Genomic DNA, 15,940 nt, shown 5'->3' on the forward strand with positions numbered 1-15,940 from the left:
TGAAGGAGTCCGACATGTCGCATCTGAACAGCTTTTCCGGCACGGCCTTCCTGATTGCCGACCCGGCACGTGCCGCCATGCTCACAGCGCTGCTCGACGGGCGCGCGCTGCCGGCGGGCGAGCTGGCACATGCCGCCGGCATCACTGCGCAAACGGCCAGCACCCATCTGGCCAAGCTACTGGATGGGGGCTTGCTTGCGGTAGAGACAGAGGGACGGCACCGGTACTTCCGGCTGGCGGGTGGGCACGTGGCGCAAGCGCTGGAGCACCTTGCCGCCATCACGCCGGCAGCAGCCGTGCGGCGCACAGCACCCAGCCCCAAGGCGCGCGAACTGGGTTTCTGCCGCTGCTGTTACGACCACCTTGCCGGGCAGGTTGGCGTGGCCGTCACGCAGGCACTGCAATCTCGCGGCTATCTGCTGCCGATGCCCGACAAGCAATACGAGATCAGCACGGCAGGCGTCATCTGGTTTGGCGATATGGGGCTCGACGTGCGCGGTATCCGCCCAACGCGGCGCGGGCTGGCGCGGCAATGCCTGGATTGGACCGAACGCACGCATCACCTGGCGGGGCCGCTCGGCGTGCAGTTCCTGCATCGCCTGTGTGACGCGGGCTGGATGCTGCGCTCGCGCAACTCACGCGCGGTGCTGGTCACCCCCAAGGGCTGGCAGGAACTGCACCAGCGCCTGGGCGTGAATGAAGCGACGGTGCGCAGCGAGGCCGAACACCGTCATACGTAACGCGATCAAGCAGTGATCGATCAGTGGCCAGAAAAGGCCAGGACTTCCGGCAAGCGTGCCAGCATCGCATCGCGCGAGCGCAGGCCGCCCGAGGTCGGTTCAAGCTTGTCATCCTGGATCAGGTTCGCAAACACGTAGGTCTTGTCCCCCTTCTTCGCCCAGCCGACAAACCAGCCGTACGCGTGCGCCTGATCCCACGTGCCATCGGGCGACGTATTGCCGGGGCCCGGCCCGGCTGTGCCGGTCTTGCCCTGCACGGCCCAGCCGCCAAGCACCGGCCAGGTCTGCACCACGCGGTCGACCATCTCATACGTATGCGCAGACACCGGCAACTGCCGGTTGACGATCTTGCGCAGGAAGCCCACCTGCTCTTCCGGCGAAATCTTTAGCGACGAGGTGATCCACGAGCGGTCCATGCCGTTGTTCTTGCCTGGGTCGCCGCTGACATCGGCGTTGCCATAGTCGAACTTGCGCACGTAAGACTGGAACGTCTGCGCGCCCATCGCATGCGTAATGCGCTGCGAATACCAGACCACGGAGTACTTGAGCCACAGCGTGGGGTCGATGGGCTGGTGCCAGGCCTCGCCGCCCCAATCGGGGTCGCCGGCCTTCATGTGCTCGACGGGGGCGTGTTCGTCTTTCAGGAAACCGTGGTCGTAGCCCATGACGGCCAGCGCGAGCTTGAAGGTGGACGCGGGCGTGACACGTTCAGCGCAGTGGCCTTCTTGCAGAACGGTCTTGCCGGTGGCGGCATCGGCCACGATCGTGCAGATCGTGCGCTCGGCATGGGCAAACGTGGCAAGCGCGGCCAACAAGGCACCGGTCGCGGCGTGGCGGAGTTTCATCATCGATCAACCTCTTGAAGGGAAATGGGGGGTACGGGGAACTGCGCGGCAGCGTAGCAGCGGGGTGCATGTTTTGCGGACCGCCACGCGCGTAACAGCTGTAACGCTGACAGGCATCCGGGGGCGTAAATTCCGTCCGATCAAGAAAGGCTTGCAAATTTCCCGGCGGTCTGTAAAATGCGCCGCTCACCTAGCCCAGGTGGCGGAATTGGTAGACGCACTAGTTTCAGGTACTAGCGGGTAACTCCGTGGAGGTTCGAGTCCTCTCCTGGGCACCAAATACAGTCCCAAGCTGTTCAGGGACGACCAGAAACCCGCGTGGCGACAAGCCTCGCGGGTTTTTTGTTGTCCACGGCAACGCGGCGCCCCCTGTGCCGGCATCCGTGGAATGGCAGGAACGCCATCACGCCAGCAGACCGACAAGTCCAGACGCTGCCCGCTCGCCTCCCCCTTTGATGAGGGTTCCCAAGCCGCGCCCAAACGCCTTTCATAGTGGCCCGTCCATTTTTTTGAGCGTTGCGATACCGGCACTGTATGAGATACCGTCCCGCGCCCCTCCTTGCCAACGCGGTCTTCGTCTTTTCCGTGGCGCTGCTTGTCATGGTGGGCGTCTTCTACTCGAAAGCCGGCGGCGCGCAAGCGACGGTCACGGGCCTGCATCTAACGCAGGCCGACTGGCAGGTCACGGATGCGCCGGGTTTCACTGCACCGCCGTCCACGGTGGACAGCGCATCCCTGCCGAACGCGTGGCACCCTGCCGCGCTGCCCCTGGCCCCGCCCATCGCCCTGCTCCGACAGGCCGGCACGAAGGCAAACGCCCCGGTGGTGCACACCACCTGGCTCAGGCTCTCCGTACCACGATCGCCCACGCTTTCCGGCCCGCTGGCGCTGTACGGCATCCGCATCAAGACCGACGGGACGATCGCGGTGTACGTCAACGGCCGGCTGGTGCATCAGGCGCAGGAACACGGTCCACTGTGGAACAGCACGCGAACGCCGCTGTGGGTCGCGCTGGACAGGCATGTCGACAGCACGCAGGTGAACGAGATCCTCATCCGCCTGGAGCACTCCCAGGGCACGCAGGTGGCGATGTCCTCGCTATGGCTGGGGCCTGCCGCCGCACTGGCGGGGCGCTACCACATGCGTGAATGGCTGCAGCAGGAACTGCCGACCATCCTGAGTGCGGCGTTCCTGGCTGTCGGCATTTTCTCGCTCTTTGTGTGGCTCAGGCGGCGGCATGAAACCAGCTATCTGCTGTTCTTCAACCTCGCCGTCACGTCATTTCTGCGGGGGCTGCACTTCTATGTGGATCTGCCGGTCGCCAACGACTGGTTCGCCTGGCTGACCGTCAACTCCCTGCTGTGGCTGGTGCTCGTGGTGCACTTCTTCCTGTGTCAGTTGCACGGTCGCCCGCTTGCGTGGTTCACCCGTGTGCTGGTCGGGGCGACCTGCCTGATTGGCGTGCTGACGTTGCCGATGCTGGCGGTGCTGCCCAACACGCCCAAGGTCACGCCGCTGCTCTATCCGCTTGCGGCGCTCATGGGGGCCGCCGTTGGGTTGGTGGGTGGCATCCACGCCTGGCGCCGTTCCAAGGAGGGGATTCTGGTCGCAATGGGGGTCGCGGTCTGTACCCTGCTGGGCGTATCGGACTGGCTGCTGCAGAACAACTTCGTCAGCCCAGAGGGTTGGTATTTCGGGGCGTACACCAATGCCATCACGTTCGGCATCTTCGGCACGCTGATGTACCGGCGCTACGTCAATGCGATTGACGAAGTCGAGCTGATGAACGCCAACCTCACGCTGCGCCTGAACGCACGCGAGGCGGAACTCGAACTGAGCCATCGGCGGCTGCTGGAAGCGGAACGCCAACAGACAATCAGCAAAGAACGCCAGCGCCTGATGCAGGACATGCACGATGGTCTCGGTGCGTCGCTCATCAACGCGATTCGCTCTGTCGAGCATGGCGCGGTCGACGAGACCGAAATCTCGCACATCCTCAAGGGCTGCCTGGATGACCTGAAGCTGACGATCGACTCGATGGAACCCGTCGAGGCGGACCTGCTGCTGTTGCTGGCCACGCTGCGCTTTCGCCTCGAGCCGCGCCTGGAGGGCACGGGCATCGCGCTGCGCTGGGAGGTGCAGAAACTGCCGACCCTGGCGTGGCTCGATCCGTCCAGTGCGCTGCATATTCTGCGCATCGTGCAGGAGAGCATTGCCAACATCCTGCACCACACGCACGCCAGCGAGATCCGCGTCGGCACCGCGGCAGAACCGGACGGCATTCGCGTCATCATCGAAGACAACGGCCACGGCTTTGACGTGGAGCACACCTTGTGCACCGGCAAGGGACACGGCCTGCGCAACCAGCAGCGCCGCGCGCAGGCGCTCGATGGCACCGTCAGCTGGCGTTCAGGGCCGGACGGCACCCGCTTTGCGCTTTGGCTGCCGCTGATGCGCAGCGCCCAGGCGTAATGGCGCACACCGCGAGCATCCAGTCTGTAGAACAAATGTGCGACAGCGGGACGCTGCATCGGCCACTTACAATCTCGACACCATGTCGTCGCTGGCGCCGGTTCCGAGCCGCTCCCCGGTCATATCGGAATCGTCGTGAACAACGTGGGCTTCTGCGTCCTCAACCGCGCAAGGAGCGCATTCCGGCACGCTTTCGCGGGCCAGAATGGCACCAACGATTCAGGCAAGGGCCCGCAGCAATGCGGGCCTTTTGCTTGCGGCGTGCCTGGATGCATGATGCAGCTCACCAGCCGTGAAACCGCCCCCACACCTCCACCCCGCCGCGCGACGACACCGCGTGATACTCCGGAAACTGCGCGCCAGTCGCGCACGCATGGTTCGGCAAAATGCGCAGCTTCGTCCCGACCGGGAAGCGCGCTGCAAGGTCGTCGCTCACTGAGCCATCGCTGACGGCCAGGATGCCGTGCTCCTGGTTCGCGCCAATCAACGTGAGCCCGTCGAGCGGCGTACCGTCGAGCGCGCAGGGCTGTCCGTAGCCGAAGTCGTGCGACTGCTTGGCGGTGCCACGGTCGCGGCTCATCGCCATCCAGCCGGCATCGACGATCACCCAGCCCTTGTCCGGCTGATGGCCGATCACGGTGGTCAGCACGCTCAGGGCAATCTCGTCCAGCTTGCACACGCCCACGTTGTGCATGACCAGATCGAAGAACACGTAGACCCCTGCACGCACTTCGGTCACGCCTTCCAGGTGCTCGGTTGCCAATGCGGTGGGCGTAGACCCGACGCTGACTGCCGCACACGGAATGCCGGCCTCGCGCAGGCGCTGTGCTGCGCGCACGCAACCGGCGCGCTCCTGCTCGGCCAACGCGGCAAGGGCGGCCTGGTCGTGCAGGTCATAGCTGGAGCCGGCGTGCGTCATCACGCCGCCCACGTCAATGCCGCCTGCCTGCAGGACGCGGCCGACCTCCAGCAGGGCATCCTGTTCGGGCGTGATGCCGGAGCGGTGGCCGTCGGTATCGACTTCGATCCACACCTCGCAGCGTTCGTGATGTGTGCGGTAGTGGTCGACCACGGCGTTAGCGGCCTCCACATTGTCGACGACGAGCTTGAGATCGCACCCTCGGCTGCGCAGCGCCATCGCGCGCGGCAGCTTGGACGCGACGATACCCACTGCATACAGGATGTCGATGATGCCCGCAGCAAAGAACGCCTCGGCCTCTTTCAACGTCGATACGGTGATGCCCTGCGCGCCAGCTGCCACCTGGGCACGCACGACGTCGAGGCACTTGGTGGTCTTCACATGCGGGCGGAATTTCACGCCCAGCGCGTTCATGCGCTGCTGCATGCGCGCGATGTTGTGCTGCATGCGCGGCAGGTCGATCAGCGCAGCGGGCGTGTCGAGGGCATCAAGGGTGCTGGTTGTCATGGATGTGCTCCTCATGCGGCAAAGCGGCTGGCCCAGGGCACGAGCCCGTCCAGGGTTGGCGATTCGATTTCCGGTGGCTGTGCGCCCTCGACCAGCGCGAGGCCGATGCGGTTATGCCAGTACGTACGCAAACCCACTGCGGCCGTACCGAACATGTCGTAGCTGGAACCGGCAACAAATGCGGCATCCGACGCTTGCACGCCGAGTTGCTCCAGCGCCATGCGATACGGCTTGGGGTCGGGCTTGTACACACCGGCCTGTTCCGCCGTGATGACGACATCCCATGCAACCGGCAACAGCGCCGCCGCCTGCCGGCCCAGTCGTTCGGAACAGTTGGTGACGACTGCCAGTTTGCAGTGTGGCTGCAGTTGCTTCAGGGCTTCTGCAGCGCCCGCCCAAGGTTCAAGCTGCAACCAGCCAGCTTCCAACGCATCGGGTGCCGAGGCAGGCAGGCCGACGTTCTGCGCGGCCTGCCGCACCATGTCTTCATAGGGGACATACGTACCGCAACCGTACGTGAGCTGTAGATACGCCGCGCGCCACGTGCGGCCCGCCTGCTGCGTACCCGCCGCGCGGTCCCACAGCGACCACGAATCCAGCAGCGCAGTCAGCAAGTCAAACAGGATGGCCTTGGGATAACCCGGGGAAGACGTAGAGGATGTCACACGTGTCACCTGCAAATCGGCGTTGATCGATGCAGCCGATTGTAGGCAGTGAGAACCGCCTTTAGGTGAAGCCAGTTTGACTCAAAGATTCAGTCTGGCTACATCATGCGCGCCACGGCGGCTGCGGCTTAAAGCAGCTTTGCAGGAACTGCATGAAGTGGCGTGTACGTTGCGGCAGCCCCGCCCGGTTGTGCGTGAGCGCGATCACATTGGCGTCTGGCGCCTTCCAACCCGGCAGCAACCGCACCAGCCGCCCGGCACGCAAATCCTCCGCCACATCCCATTCCGAGCGCAGGATCACGCCACGCCCCTCGCACGCCCAGCGGCGGATCACATCGCCGTCGTTGCAGATGAGCTTGGATGGCACGCGCACGCTGCGGCTCGTCCGGCCCTTGCTGAAATGCCAGAGCGAAACGTCCTCTTTGTTCTCGCGCAGCACGATGCAGGGCAGCGTGGCGAGATTGTCGGGCGTCTCAGGCAAGCCATGACGCTTGATGAATGCGGGCGATGCACAGAGCAGCCGCGCATTCGGCGCAATCGCGTAGCCAACAAGGTTGGACACCTGCAGCGCGCCGATATGGATGACCACGTCAAAGCGCTCAGCCGCCTCCGTCAGCGGTGCATCGGAGAGCATCAATTCGATGTCGACGTCGGGATGCTCCTGCTGGAAGTCGCTGATGATGGGTGCGATGTAGCGCCGCCCGAAACCCAGCGGCGCGTTGACCTTGAGCGTGCCAACCAGACCGCCCTGGCGTGTTTGCAGGTCTTCCGACAGCGCATCGAGCTGACGGATCAGCTCCGCGCCGCGCTCGCACAACAGTGCGCCCTCTTGCGTAAAGCGCAGGCTGCGCGCGGTGCGGTCAACGAGCCGCGCGCCCAGCTTCTTTTCCAACTGCTGCAAGCGCTGCGACACCGCCGAGGGCGTCAAACCCAACGCCCGCGCTGTGGCAACCAGGCTGCCGTTCTCCTGGATGGCCAGCAGGAAGCGCAGATCGGCGGAGTCCGTCATAAGCGCGCTTTATTTGTCGGCAAACCGATCAGTGGCTGCAACGAGCTGGTCGAGAATGCCGGGTTCGCTCCACGCGTGGCCTGCACCCTCAATCAGGTGGAAATCCGCGTCGGGCCACGCCTGGTGCAGTGCATACGCGTAGCGCACCGGGCACGGCATGTCGTAGCGGCCGTGCACGATCACGCCCGGAATGCCTGCCAGCCGATGCGCCTCGCGCAGCAACTGGCCTTCTTCCAGCCAGCATTGGTGCGTGAAGTAGTGGTTCTCCAGCCGCGCAAAAGCCAGCGCGAAATGGTCGTCGGCGTGCTTGGCGCTGTTGTCCGGATCGGGCAGCAGGGTGATGGTCTCGCCTTCCCACACGCTCCAGGCGCGGGCGGCTTCGATCTGCTTGGCCAGGTCGTTGCCGGTGAGCACCTTGCGGTAGGCGGCGATCATGTTGTCGCGCTCGGCCTCGGCAATGGGTGCCTGAAAGCGTGCCCATTTCTCGGGGAACATCTCCGACACACCGTACTGGTAGTACCAGCGCAGTTCGGCCTGCGTGACGGTGTAGACGCCGCGCAGCACCAGTTCGCTCACATGCTCGGGGTACTTCTGCGCATAGGCCAGCGCCAGCGTCGAGCCCCAGGAGCCACCGAATACCAGCCAGCGCTCGGCGCCGGCAATCGCGCGCAGGCGCTCGATGTCGGCCACGAGGTGCCAGGTGGTGTTGGCCTCCAGCCCCGCATGGGGCGTGGAACGCCCGCAGCCACGCTGGTCGAACAGCATCACGTCGTAGCGGGCGGGGTCAAACAGGCGGCGGTGGTCAGCCGAAACGCCGCCGCCGGGCCCGCCATGCAGGAACACCGCCGGCTTGGCGCCGGGCGTGCCGACGCGCTCGTAGTAGATCGTGTGGCCATCGCCCACGTTGAGCATGCCGGTTTCATACGGTTCGATGGGCGGGTACAGGGTGCGCAGTTCGGACATGTCGGTTTCCGTTTCCATACAGGAGCGATGCCCCGATTCTACAAAGGCAGAGGCAAGAGCACAGCACGCCGCAAAGGCGATGCAATCGTCACAAGAATGTGGCGATCTGACGACATGGAAAGCCACAATTTGCTGCGGCGCAATATTGCGACTAACATTAGGGTAATCCCTAGGTTATCGCTCAGAAAGGAATCATCATGGAAGCCGCCGCCCTCAACGCCGCCCCCACCTCCCGCTTCGCCCGTTTCTGGCAAGTCCTGCGCCGTGAAGCCACGCGCGCTGTCGCGCTGCATGTGGAAAGCTGCGGCATGATGGCCGAGCTGTATCGCCGTTCGGGCCGCTAAGCCCAACTGCGTTTTTGCGTTGCACCATTTCCCGGTGTGACGCCGCCTGCTCCGCTCAGGTCTCGCTCCACTGCCGCATCAGGTTGTGATACACGCCGATGAGTGTGCGGCGCGCGCCGGCATCCGCGTCGGTCTGGTTGAGCGTCTGGATGGCGTTGTCCAAGTCGAACAGCATGGCGCGCTGTGTGTCATCACGGATCAGGCTTTGGATCCAGAAGAAGCTCGCCACACGCACGCCGCGCGTGATGGGCGTGACCTGGTGCAGGCTCGTAGCCGGATAGATCACCAGATCACCGGCATTGAGCTTGATGCTGTGCATGCCGTAGGTGTCTTCGATCTGCAGCTCGCCGCCGTCGTAGCTGGCGGGGTCTGACAGAAACAGCGTGGCCGAGATGTCAGTGCGCAGCTTGGCGCCGTTGTGCGGGTGGATGCGCACGCTACCGTCGACATGCGCGCCGAAGGTCATGCCCTCGCCGTAGCGGTTGAACATCGGCGGGTACACCACATTCGGCAACGCCGCGCTGATGAAGCGCGGGTGCCGCTCCAGCACGCTCAGGATGAGCTGCTGGCACTGCAGCGCCACTTCCGCACGCTCATCGATCTGCTGGTTGACCTTGACCGGCGCCCCCGAATAGCCGGCCGATACGCGGCCATCCACCCAGGCTTCGCCCGCGCTGTCGAGCAGTTCGCGCAGCGCAGCCACCTGCGCAGCGTTGAAGACGTTGGGAATACAGACAAGCATGGCGCTGGAAGAAACGGGTACGCAGCCGGGGGCCCATCCCCCAGCCGTTACATGCGATACACCACCGACAGCATCGCCGCGCGGCCGGTACCCGGCACAGCACGACCGCCATCAGACGGAATCAGCGCATCGTAATACGTCTTGTTGAACAGGTTGAACACGTTCAGGCGCACGTCGTACTTGGGCTGGTGATAGGCCAGCATCGCATCCCAGCGCACGAAGCCACCCACTTGCACGGTGTCGGTGTTATTGGCGTAGCGCTGCGACATGTAGAACGCGCCCGCGCCCGCTTCCCAGTTCGGCAGGAAGGTGTAGCTCGTCCACACCGTAGCGGCATGCTTGGGCGTGTTGGCCGGCACCATGCCCTGCGTGCCCACGCCAATGCCGTTGATGATGTCCGCATCCAGATACGTGTAGCCCGCGAACACCTGCAGCTTGTCGGTCAGGTGGCCCGTGGCACCCAGACGCGCACCGCGCACGCGGATCTTGCCGGCCAGCGTGTACGTCGTGCTGTCGACCTGCGTGCGCGCGTTGTCCTTGGTGATCTGGAATAGCGCGGACGACACCGACAAATCCCCATTGAGCAGATCCCACTTGCCGCCGGCTTCATACGACTTGTTCTTCTCCGGGTCCAGGCTCTGCTGGCCCGTGGTGCCCACCAGTTGCTCCAATGACGGGTTGAACGACGTGCCATACGACACGTAGTACGACTGCCAGTCCGTCGGCTGCCAGATGCCGCCCAGGCGCGTGCTGACAAAGTTCACCGCCTGCTGCGCGTACGGCAGCGCGGTGATCTTGGCCGACGCCGGCGTGTTCGCCGCATTCAACGAGTTCGAGATGCTGGCGACGTAGCGGTCAAAGCGCAGACCCGCCACCGCCTTCCACTGCTTGGTGAACTCGATCGAATCGTTGAAGTACGCGGCCACCGTGTTGGCCGAGCCGCCCTGCAGGTTGCCCAGCGTGGACGGTGCGTTCGACGGCGAGTTGGTATAGCCCGGGTTGACCAGCGGCTCGCACGAGACAAACCCGCTCGTCATGCTCGACTGCACCAGCGGCGTGCCGTTGCACGCGCCATTACGGTAGTAGTTCTGGTTGTCGTACCCGTCGTGGCCGAACTCAGTGCCCACCAGCAGTGTGTGCTTGACCGAACCTGTATCGAACTTGGCCGTCAGCTCGGTCTGGTTGAACAGCGAGTAATCACGGATGCGGCGGTCATGGCTCTGCAAGCGCACCGACAGTGCCGAGAGCGGCAGATTGCTGTTGGTCAGCGCCGTGAACACGCCCGACGCGCTGACCGTACCCACCGCATTGGGCGCCGTCTCGCGCGCATCGGTCTGCACGTAGTTGAACTGCGTCTGGTTGCGCAGGCGCAGGTTGGGCGAGAACTTGTGATCGATGTTGGCCGAGAAGGCTGCCACGTCCTGCGTGGTGCGGTCGTCCGTGTAGCCGTAGTACGTCTTGGGGCTAACGTTGACGGGGTGGCCGTTGAGGTTCGGCACACCGTAGTCAGGCATGTCGCGGTTGTGCTGCAGCAGCGCGGAGATCGTCACCTCGGTGGGCGTGCCGATACCGAAGCGCCACGACGGCGCGATACCGAAATCCTGCGCGGCCATCTCGTCGCGCGTGCTGGTCTTGCCGTTCTGCGCCATCGCAGAGATGCGGAACGCAGACGTATCGGAGATCGGCGTGTTGACGTCAGCCGTGGCGCGCACCAGGCCGTTGGTGGTCACCGAGCCCGTGATTTCGGTGGCGGCCTTTAGCGACGGCTTCTTCGTCACCTGATTGATCACGCCACCGGTCGAGCCGCGGCCAAACAGCATCGAAGACGGCCCCATCAGCACTTCCACCGACTCGAGCGCAAACAGGTCACGGTAGTACTGGCCGCGATCACGGAAGCCATCGAGGTAGATGTCGGTGCGCGCGGAGAAACCGTTCAGGTTGATGTTGTTGCCGATCTGCCCACCCTCGGCCGCACCAATGGTGATGCCCGGCACGTTGCGCAACGCATCGGCCAGCGAGCTGGCGCCTTGCGCATCAGTCAGCGCCTTGGGCACCACCGTGACCGATTGCGGAATGTCGCGCAGGTTCTCGGGCAGCTTGGAGATCGAGCTTTTGGCGGCGTTGTAGTCATCGCGCGGGGCGGTGGCCTTGACCACGGCTTCAGGCAACGTGGCCGTGGCAGTCGCGGCGCTGGTGGCAACAACGGGGGTGGATGCGACTTGCTGGGCGAGTGCGACGGTGGGCGTGGCAAACAGGGCCAGCAGCGCACTGGCGACGGGCCTGGGGCTCAAGCGATTCGGGCGATTCATCTGGGTGGTTTCTCCGGGCGGCGCCCTTCCTTCTGGATGCCGGCCGCTGCGGAACGCCCTCCTGCGCCCGTGCCGCCGTGCACAAGAGCGCACTACGAAATGCGGACGCAAATATAAATGATAATGATTCGCAACAGCAATCACTTATCACATTTTCTGTGGAAAGTTCCCAGAAACGCACATTGAAAAGCGATCAAAAAGGCATTTTTCCTTAGACCTTGCTGATAGCGAGCGCGTTTGGCCGTCGGAAACCGTGAACGGGGCATAGCGCACCCGCAACGCCGTCCCTAGGTGAGGCCGGGCAAGGTTTGGATATGCCCCTCGAGCAGCGCCACAAACGCACGCGTCTTTGGCGGGATTGGCCGGGCGGCAGGAATCAACGCGTGCAGCTCGAAACCGGGCACAACATGGTCCGGCAAGAGCCGCGTCAACTGCCCTGCTGCCAGGGCCGCAGCGCATACCGGCTCCTGCAGTACGCCAATACCGGCGCCGCTCAGCAGCAACTCATACACCGGCCGCCAATGGCTCAGACTCATCGCCACGCTGACCGGCGCGGCGATGCGCACTTGCCGCGCGTCGATCAACGGCAACTGGCCATCGCCAAACAAACCCGTCACGCGGATGAAGGCGTGCGCCGCCAGCGCTTGCGGTGTCTCCGGTGTGCCTTGCCGGACGAGATAGTCCGGCGCGGCCACCAGCACGCGGCGCACCTGGCCGAGCCGGCGCGCAATGAAATTGCCGTCTCCGGTGGCCCCGAGGCGCAGCGACAGATCAACGCCCTCAGTCACCGGGTCGACAAGGCGGTCGTTCAGGATCAGATCGATTCGCAACTGGGGGTGTTGTTCGCGCAAGCGCTGCAACAACGCGGGCAGGGCGACCTCACCCAACCCGTGCGGCGCGGCAATTCGCAACACCCCGCGCAAGGCGTGGTGCTCTGGCGAGACCGCTGCACAAGCATCGTCAGCGGCCTCCAGCACCTGCTTGCAGCGCGCGTAGAAGACGTGGCCTTCGTCGGTGCAGGACACCGCGCGCGTGCTGCGCAGGAGCAGGCGCGCGCCAAGATGCCGCTCCAGTTGCTGAACGCGCTCGCTGACGGCCGGCTGGCCGACGCCGAGATCGCGCGCGGCCGCCGACAGGCTGCCGCGTTCGACAACGCGCACGAAGATCCGCATGGCTGCAAGAAGGTCCATGGGCCAAATCGTAGCAGGGTCCCTCATCGGCCAAACCGATAAGAGTCATCTGCGGCGCGGGTCTACCGGGGCGCCAGACGCCAGCGCTACGCTGGCTCCATCAATCATCCGCCCGGCCCATCGCGCCAGTTGCTCATGTCCTCACTCAACCTCAAACGGCTCGGCCCGTGCTTGTTCGCCATCGCCATCGATGCCATGGGCTTCGGCCTGGTCTACCCGATGATGTCGGTCATTTTTGGCGATCCGCACAGCAGCCTGCTAGCGCCCGAGACCAGTGCCTACCTGCGCAACTTCTATCTGGGACTGGGCTACGGGGTCTATCCATTGTGCATGTTCTTCGGATCGTCGCTGATGGGCGAGCTGTCCGACGGGTACGGCCGCCGCAAGATCCTGCTGCTGTGCGTGTTCGGGCTGTCGCTCAGTTACTTCCTGATGGCGCTCGGCGTTCTCTGGCCCAGCGTCGGGCTCTTGCTGTTCGGCCGCGGACTGAGCGGTCTGATGGCGGGCTGCCAGGGCATCGCGCAAGCGGCCATCACCGACATGAGCACGGCTGAAAACAAGGCATTCAACATGAGCATCATGTCGCTGGCCTTCAGCGTCGGGGTGATTGTCGGGCCGGTGCTCGGCGGCGTTGCCTCTGACCGGCAGATCGCCCCCATCTTCGGCCACGAAACGCCGTTCCTGCTGGTTGGCGTGCTGGCGCTGGCGTGCGGTGTGTGGATGTGCGCGTCATACCGGAACACCGTCACGCCCTCGGGCACGGGCCGCGTCGACGTACTCCTGCCGCTGCGTGTCATGCACGAAGCGGTTCGGCACAAGGCGGTGGCCTATCTGTCGGTGGTCTTCTTTCTGATGCAGATCGGCTACGGCCTCTATCTGCAGACGATCATGATGCTGCTCCAGACCCGCTTTCACTACGGAAGCGCGCAGTTGGGGCTGTTCAGCGGGGCGATCGGCGTGTGCTTCGTGTTTGGGCTGCTGTGCGTCGTGCGCCTGATGCTGCGGGTGTGGAGCGTCATTGATATCGCCAAGACCGGTCTGCTGGTGGCCGGCGTCGCCCAGATTCTGTCGAGCGTGCTGCCCTATGAAGACGTGCTCTGGGCATTGGCAGCGCTGGTCGGCTGCTTTGACATGGTGGCCTATACCACGATGTACACCGCGTTCTCCGATGCCGTGACAGAAGACCGCCAAGGCTGGGCACTTGGCGTCGCGGGCTCCGTCATGGCGGTGGCGTGGGTCGTCACGGGCTTCCTGACCAACCTGCTGCCGGTGCTTGGCGAGACCGGGTTGCTGTTGGTTGGCGGGATCGGCTTTCTGCTCAGCTTCGTGATGATGCGAGCGTATGGTCGCAAGCCCCGCATGGCTGCCGACAATGCGGGCGCGAGCCCACGGGCGCCCGGCATCACCAGCTGAGCGTACCTATTTCTGCGTACGGTCCGCAGGCGAAGAAAGCGCCGACGCCGAGGGGTTTTGTGCGCTGCCCGCATCTTCACGCGCTTCCTCCTTGTTCTGCGCCAGCGCCCGCGCATACACCGACGGCGCGCCCGCCGCATGCGCCGTCACATAACCCGTGATGCACGCCAGCATGAGCGGCAGCACCACCTGATACGACAGCGTCATCTCGAAGATCATCAGGATCGACATGAGCGGCGCGTGCGTGGTGGCCGCCAGCAGCGCACCCATGCCCACCACCGCATAGCTGATGGGAACGGGCGCTGCGCCCGGCAACAGCGCGTGCATGCCAGTGCCGTACAGCAACCCCAGCGCCGCCCCGCAGAACAGCGTGGGCGTGAACACCCCGCCCACCGCGCCCGAACCCGCGCTGGCCGCCGTCGCCACCACCTTGCAGATCAGCACCAGCGCCACCGTCTGCCACAACCACGGCTGATGCAGGAAGCTGTTCACCACGCTGTAGCCGTTGCCCCAGACCTCGGGCAGTTGCGTCGACAACCCGCCCACGATCAAACCGCCCAGCGCCAAGCGCAACGTCAATGGCAGCTTGGTACGCGCAAAGGCATCGCGTGCGCGGTCAATCAGCCCGAGCAGCAGTGGCCCCGCCATACCCGCCGCCAGACCGAGCCCCAGGTACGTCAGCACTTCCCAGCCGGACACGAAATCGAAATGCGGCATCTCGTAGACCGCGCCGTACCCGAAGAACTGGCGCAACACGATGTCGGCGGTCACGGCTGAGACCAGCAGCGGCCCGAGCGTGGCCGTGGTAATCACGCCGAAGACGATCTCGCTCACAAACACGGCGCCCGAGATGGGCGCGTTGTACGCCGACGTGATGCCCGCTGCTGCGCCGCAGGCAACCAGCAGGCGCAGTTGCTCAACCGAGACCGGTGTCACGTGCCGCAGCACGCGGCCCAGCAACGAGCCGCACATCGCCGCCAGTTGCACCATCGGCCCCTCCCTCCCGATGGACGCACCGCTGGCCACCGAGCACAGCGACGACGCGCTGCGTACCAAGCTCTGCCGCGCACTCAATACACCGTCGCCCACGGCGATGGCTTCCATATAGTCTTCCGAGCCCTTGCGCGGAATCCACTTCAACCCGACCTGCAGCGTAAGACCTGCCAGCACACCACCAACGGCCGGTACCAGCAGGCGCGCCCACCACGGCAGCGCACGTGCCGTGGCCACCAGCCCCTGATCCGTGCCGGAGAGCCACCACTGCAGCTGACGCAGGCATTCGCGAAACAGGATCGTCGACAACGCGCCCGCGCAGCCGATCACGGCGGCATAGACGAACACCAGATGCTCGCTGCCGAACGGTAACCGCGCAGCCACGCGCTGCCACCACGCAGGGCGCGGGGATGGGGTGGGCGACGGTGTCGGTGTATCCGGTGGTTGGGTCATGACGGCCCCGTGAACGGCAGACCATCATGATAGCGGGCGCACTGCGCGGGTTTACGTCGACGCGCTCACGGCCCCGTCAACAAACCACGCTTCCGGCAAGCCGGCCACGCGCCGGTTCGGGCCCCATGTGATGACGCGCACATCGACAAGGTTCTCCAGCACGAACGGATCGCGCGCCACGATGGCATCGATCTCCTCGCGTGACGCGGCGCGCGCCAGGATGCCACCGCCCTCACGTGGGAAGAACGGCCCGGACATCAGGAAATGCCCACTCGCGTAGTGCGCATCCAGGTGTTGGCGGTGGGCAGGCAGCACGCGATCCATCTCGGACAGCGGTGCGCGGTAGGTGAAAAGAATCAGGTACAGCATGGCGATA

14 protein-coding genes and 1 tRNA gene are annotated in these 15,940 nt (G+C 64.7%); 5 read left to right on the top strand and 10 right to left on the bottom strand.

Annotated elements, in window-relative coordinates:
• The first annotated feature begins 14 nt into the window (after window positions 1-14).
• Complete coding sequence (locus PI87_RS04465; protein ID WP_039596500.1) at window positions 15-740, top strand: ArsR/SmtB family transcription factor; 726 nt, start codon at window positions 15-17, stop codon at window positions 738-740.
• A 20-nt stretch (window positions 741-760) separates the two neighbouring features.
• Here the strand turns inward: PI87_RS04465 and blaOXA are convergent, their stop codons facing one another.
• On the bottom strand, window positions 761-1,588 hold the full coding sequence (gene blaOXA / locus PI87_RS04470) for an OXA-22 family class D beta-lactamase (RefSeq protein ID WP_039596501.1): 828 nt from the start codon (window positions 1,586-1,588) through the stop codon (window positions 761-763).
• A gap of 190 nt (window positions 1,589-1,778) precedes the next feature.
• On the opposite strand from blaOXA, the gene PI87_RS04475 reads away from it, so the two are divergent.
• Window positions 1,779-1,863: transfer RNA gene (locus PI87_RS04475), tRNA-Leu, on the top strand.
• A gap of 256 nt (window positions 1,864-2,119) precedes the next feature.
• On the top strand, window positions 2,120-4,057 hold the full coding sequence (locus PI87_RS04480) for a sensor histidine kinase (RefSeq protein ID WP_039596502.1): 1,938 nt from the start codon (window positions 2,120-2,122) through the stop codon (window positions 4,055-4,057).
• 283 nt (window positions 4,058-4,340) lie between these two features.
• On the opposite strand, the gene PI87_RS04485 is transcribed toward PI87_RS04480, so the two are convergent.
• From PI87_RS04485 to pip, 4 genes are all read right to left on the bottom strand, one after another.
• Entirely contained in the window at window positions 4,341-5,483 is a 1,143-nt protein-coding gene (locus tag PI87_RS04485) for a DSD1 family PLP-dependent enzyme (RefSeq protein WP_039596503.1), read from the bottom strand.
• An 11-nt stretch (window positions 5,484-5,494) separates the two neighbouring features.
• Window positions 5,495-6,157: an HAD-IA family hydrolase gene (locus PI87_RS04490; protein WP_039596852.1), complete on the bottom strand. Its 663-nt coding sequence runs from the start codon at window positions 6,155-6,157 to the stop codon at window positions 5,495-5,497.
• A gap of 94 nt (window positions 6,158-6,251) precedes the next feature.
• Window positions 6,252-7,157, bottom strand: coding sequence for a LysR family transcriptional regulator (locus tag PI87_RS04495; RefSeq protein WP_039596504.1), 906 nt, complete (start codon window positions 7,155-7,157; stop codon window positions 6,252-6,254).
• A gap of 9 nt (window positions 7,158-7,166) precedes the next feature.
• Window positions 7,167-8,120, bottom strand: a complete 954-nt coding sequence (gene pip / locus PI87_RS04500; RefSeq protein WP_039596853.1) for a prolyl aminopeptidase — start codon at window positions 8,118-8,120, stop codon at window positions 7,167-7,169.
• Window positions 8,121-8,317: 197 nt separating this feature from the next.
• Here pip and PI87_RS29395 point away from each other — a divergent pair, with 197 nt between their 5' ends.
• The gene (locus tag PI87_RS29395; protein WP_198139510.1) at window positions 8,318-8,464 is read left to right on the top strand and encodes a hypothetical protein; all 147 of its coding nucleotides are present in this window, start codon (window positions 8,318-8,320) and stop codon (window positions 8,462-8,464) included.
• 55 nt (window positions 8,465-8,519) lie between these two features.
• Here the strand turns inward: PI87_RS29395 and PI87_RS04505 are convergent, their stop codons facing one another.
• The 3 genes from PI87_RS04505 to PI87_RS04515 form a co-directional block, all read right to left on the bottom strand.
• A complete protein-coding gene (locus PI87_RS04505; RefSeq protein WP_039596505.1) occupies window positions 8,520-9,206 on the bottom strand; it encodes a Fe2+-dependent dioxygenase in 687 nt (228 codons plus the stop codon).
• Window positions 9,207-9,253: 47 nt separating this feature from the next.
• Window positions 9,254-11,515, bottom strand: a complete 2,262-nt coding sequence (locus PI87_RS04510) for a TonB-dependent receptor (protein WP_039596506.1) — start codon at window positions 11,513-11,515, stop codon at window positions 9,254-9,256.
• Window positions 11,516-11,802: 287 nt separating this feature from the next.
• The gene (locus PI87_RS04515; protein ID WP_039596507.1) at window positions 11,803-12,705 is read right to left on the bottom strand and encodes a LysR family transcriptional regulator; all 903 of its coding nucleotides are present in this window, start codon (window positions 12,703-12,705) and stop codon (window positions 11,803-11,805) included.
• Between the two features lie 135 nt (window positions 12,706-12,840).
• Here PI87_RS04515 and PI87_RS04520 point away from each other — a divergent pair, with 135 nt between their 5' ends.
• The gene (locus tag PI87_RS04520) at window positions 12,841-14,118 is read left to right on the top strand and encodes an MFS transporter (protein WP_039596508.1); all 1,278 of its coding nucleotides are present in this window, start codon (window positions 12,841-12,843) and stop codon (window positions 14,116-14,118) included.
• Between the two features lie 6 nt (window positions 14,119-14,124).
• Here PI87_RS04520 and PI87_RS04525 read toward each other — a convergent pair whose 3' ends face one another.
• Both PI87_RS04525 and PI87_RS04530 read right to left on the bottom strand, forming a co-directional pair.
• Entirely contained in the window at window positions 14,125-15,564 is a 1,440-nt protein-coding gene (locus PI87_RS04525; protein WP_039596509.1) for a ClcB-like voltage-gated chloride channel protein, read from the bottom strand.
• A 51-nt stretch (window positions 15,565-15,615) separates the two neighbouring features.
• Window positions 15,616-15,933, bottom strand: coding sequence for a YciI family protein (locus PI87_RS04530; protein ID WP_052321395.1), 318 nt, complete (start codon window positions 15,931-15,933; stop codon window positions 15,616-15,618).
• Between the last annotated feature and the right edge of the window lie 7 nt (window positions 15,934-15,940).

This window comes from Ralstonia sp. A12, assembly GCF_000801955.1.
In the GTDB taxonomy this organism is placed as follows: Bacteria; Pseudomonadota; Gammaproteobacteria; order Burkholderiales; family Burkholderiaceae; genus Ralstonia.

Excerpts from the sequence above, each read along its gene's own strand:
- PI87_RS04465 (WP_039596500.1), top strand. The coding sequence starts at position 15 with ATGTCGCATCTGAACAGCTTTTCCGGCACGGCCTTCCTGATTGCCGAC.
- blaOXA (WP_039596501.1), bottom strand. The coding sequence starts at position 1,588 with ATGATGAAACTCCGCCACGCCGCGACCGGTGCCTTGTTGGCCGCGCTT.
- PI87_RS04480 (WP_039596502.1), top strand. The coding sequence starts at position 2,120 with ATGAGATACCGTCCCGCGCCCCTCCTTGCCAACGCGGTCTTCGTCTTT.
- PI87_RS04485 (WP_039596503.1), bottom strand. The coding sequence starts at position 5,483 with ATGACAACCAGCACCCTTGATGCCCTCGACACGCCCGCTGCGCTGATC.
- PI87_RS04495 (WP_039596504.1), bottom strand. The coding sequence starts at position 7,157 with ATGACGGACTCCGCCGATCTGCGCTTCCTGCTGGCCATCCAGGAGAAC.
- pip (WP_039596853.1), bottom strand. The coding sequence starts at position 8,120 with ATGTCCGAACTGCGCACCCTGTACCCGCCCATCGAACCGTATGAAACC.
- PI87_RS29395 (WP_198139510.1), top strand. The coding sequence starts at position 8,318 with ATGGAAGCCGCCGCCCTCAACGCCGCCCCCACCTCCCGCTTCGCCCGT.
- PI87_RS04505 (WP_039596505.1), bottom strand. The coding sequence starts at position 9,206 with ATGCTTGTCTGTATTCCCAACGTCTTCAACGCTGCGCAGGTGGCTGCG.
- PI87_RS04510 (WP_039596506.1), bottom strand. The coding sequence starts at position 11,515 with ATGAATCGCCCGAATCGCTTGAGCCCCAGGCCCGTCGCCAGTGCGCTG.
- PI87_RS04515 (WP_039596507.1), bottom strand. The coding sequence starts at position 12,705 with ATGGACCTTCTTGCAGCCATGCGGATCTTCGTGCGCGTTGTCGAACGC.
- PI87_RS04520 (WP_039596508.1), top strand. The coding sequence starts at position 12,841 with ATGTCCTCACTCAACCTCAAACGGCTCGGCCCGTGCTTGTTCGCCATC.
- PI87_RS04525 (WP_039596509.1), bottom strand. The coding sequence starts at position 15,564 with ATGACCCAACCACCGGATACACCGACACCGTCGCCCACCCCATCCCCG.
- PI87_RS04530 (WP_052321395.1), bottom strand. The coding sequence starts at position 15,933 with ATGCTGTACCTGATTCTTTTCACCTACCGCGCACCGCTGTCCGAGATG.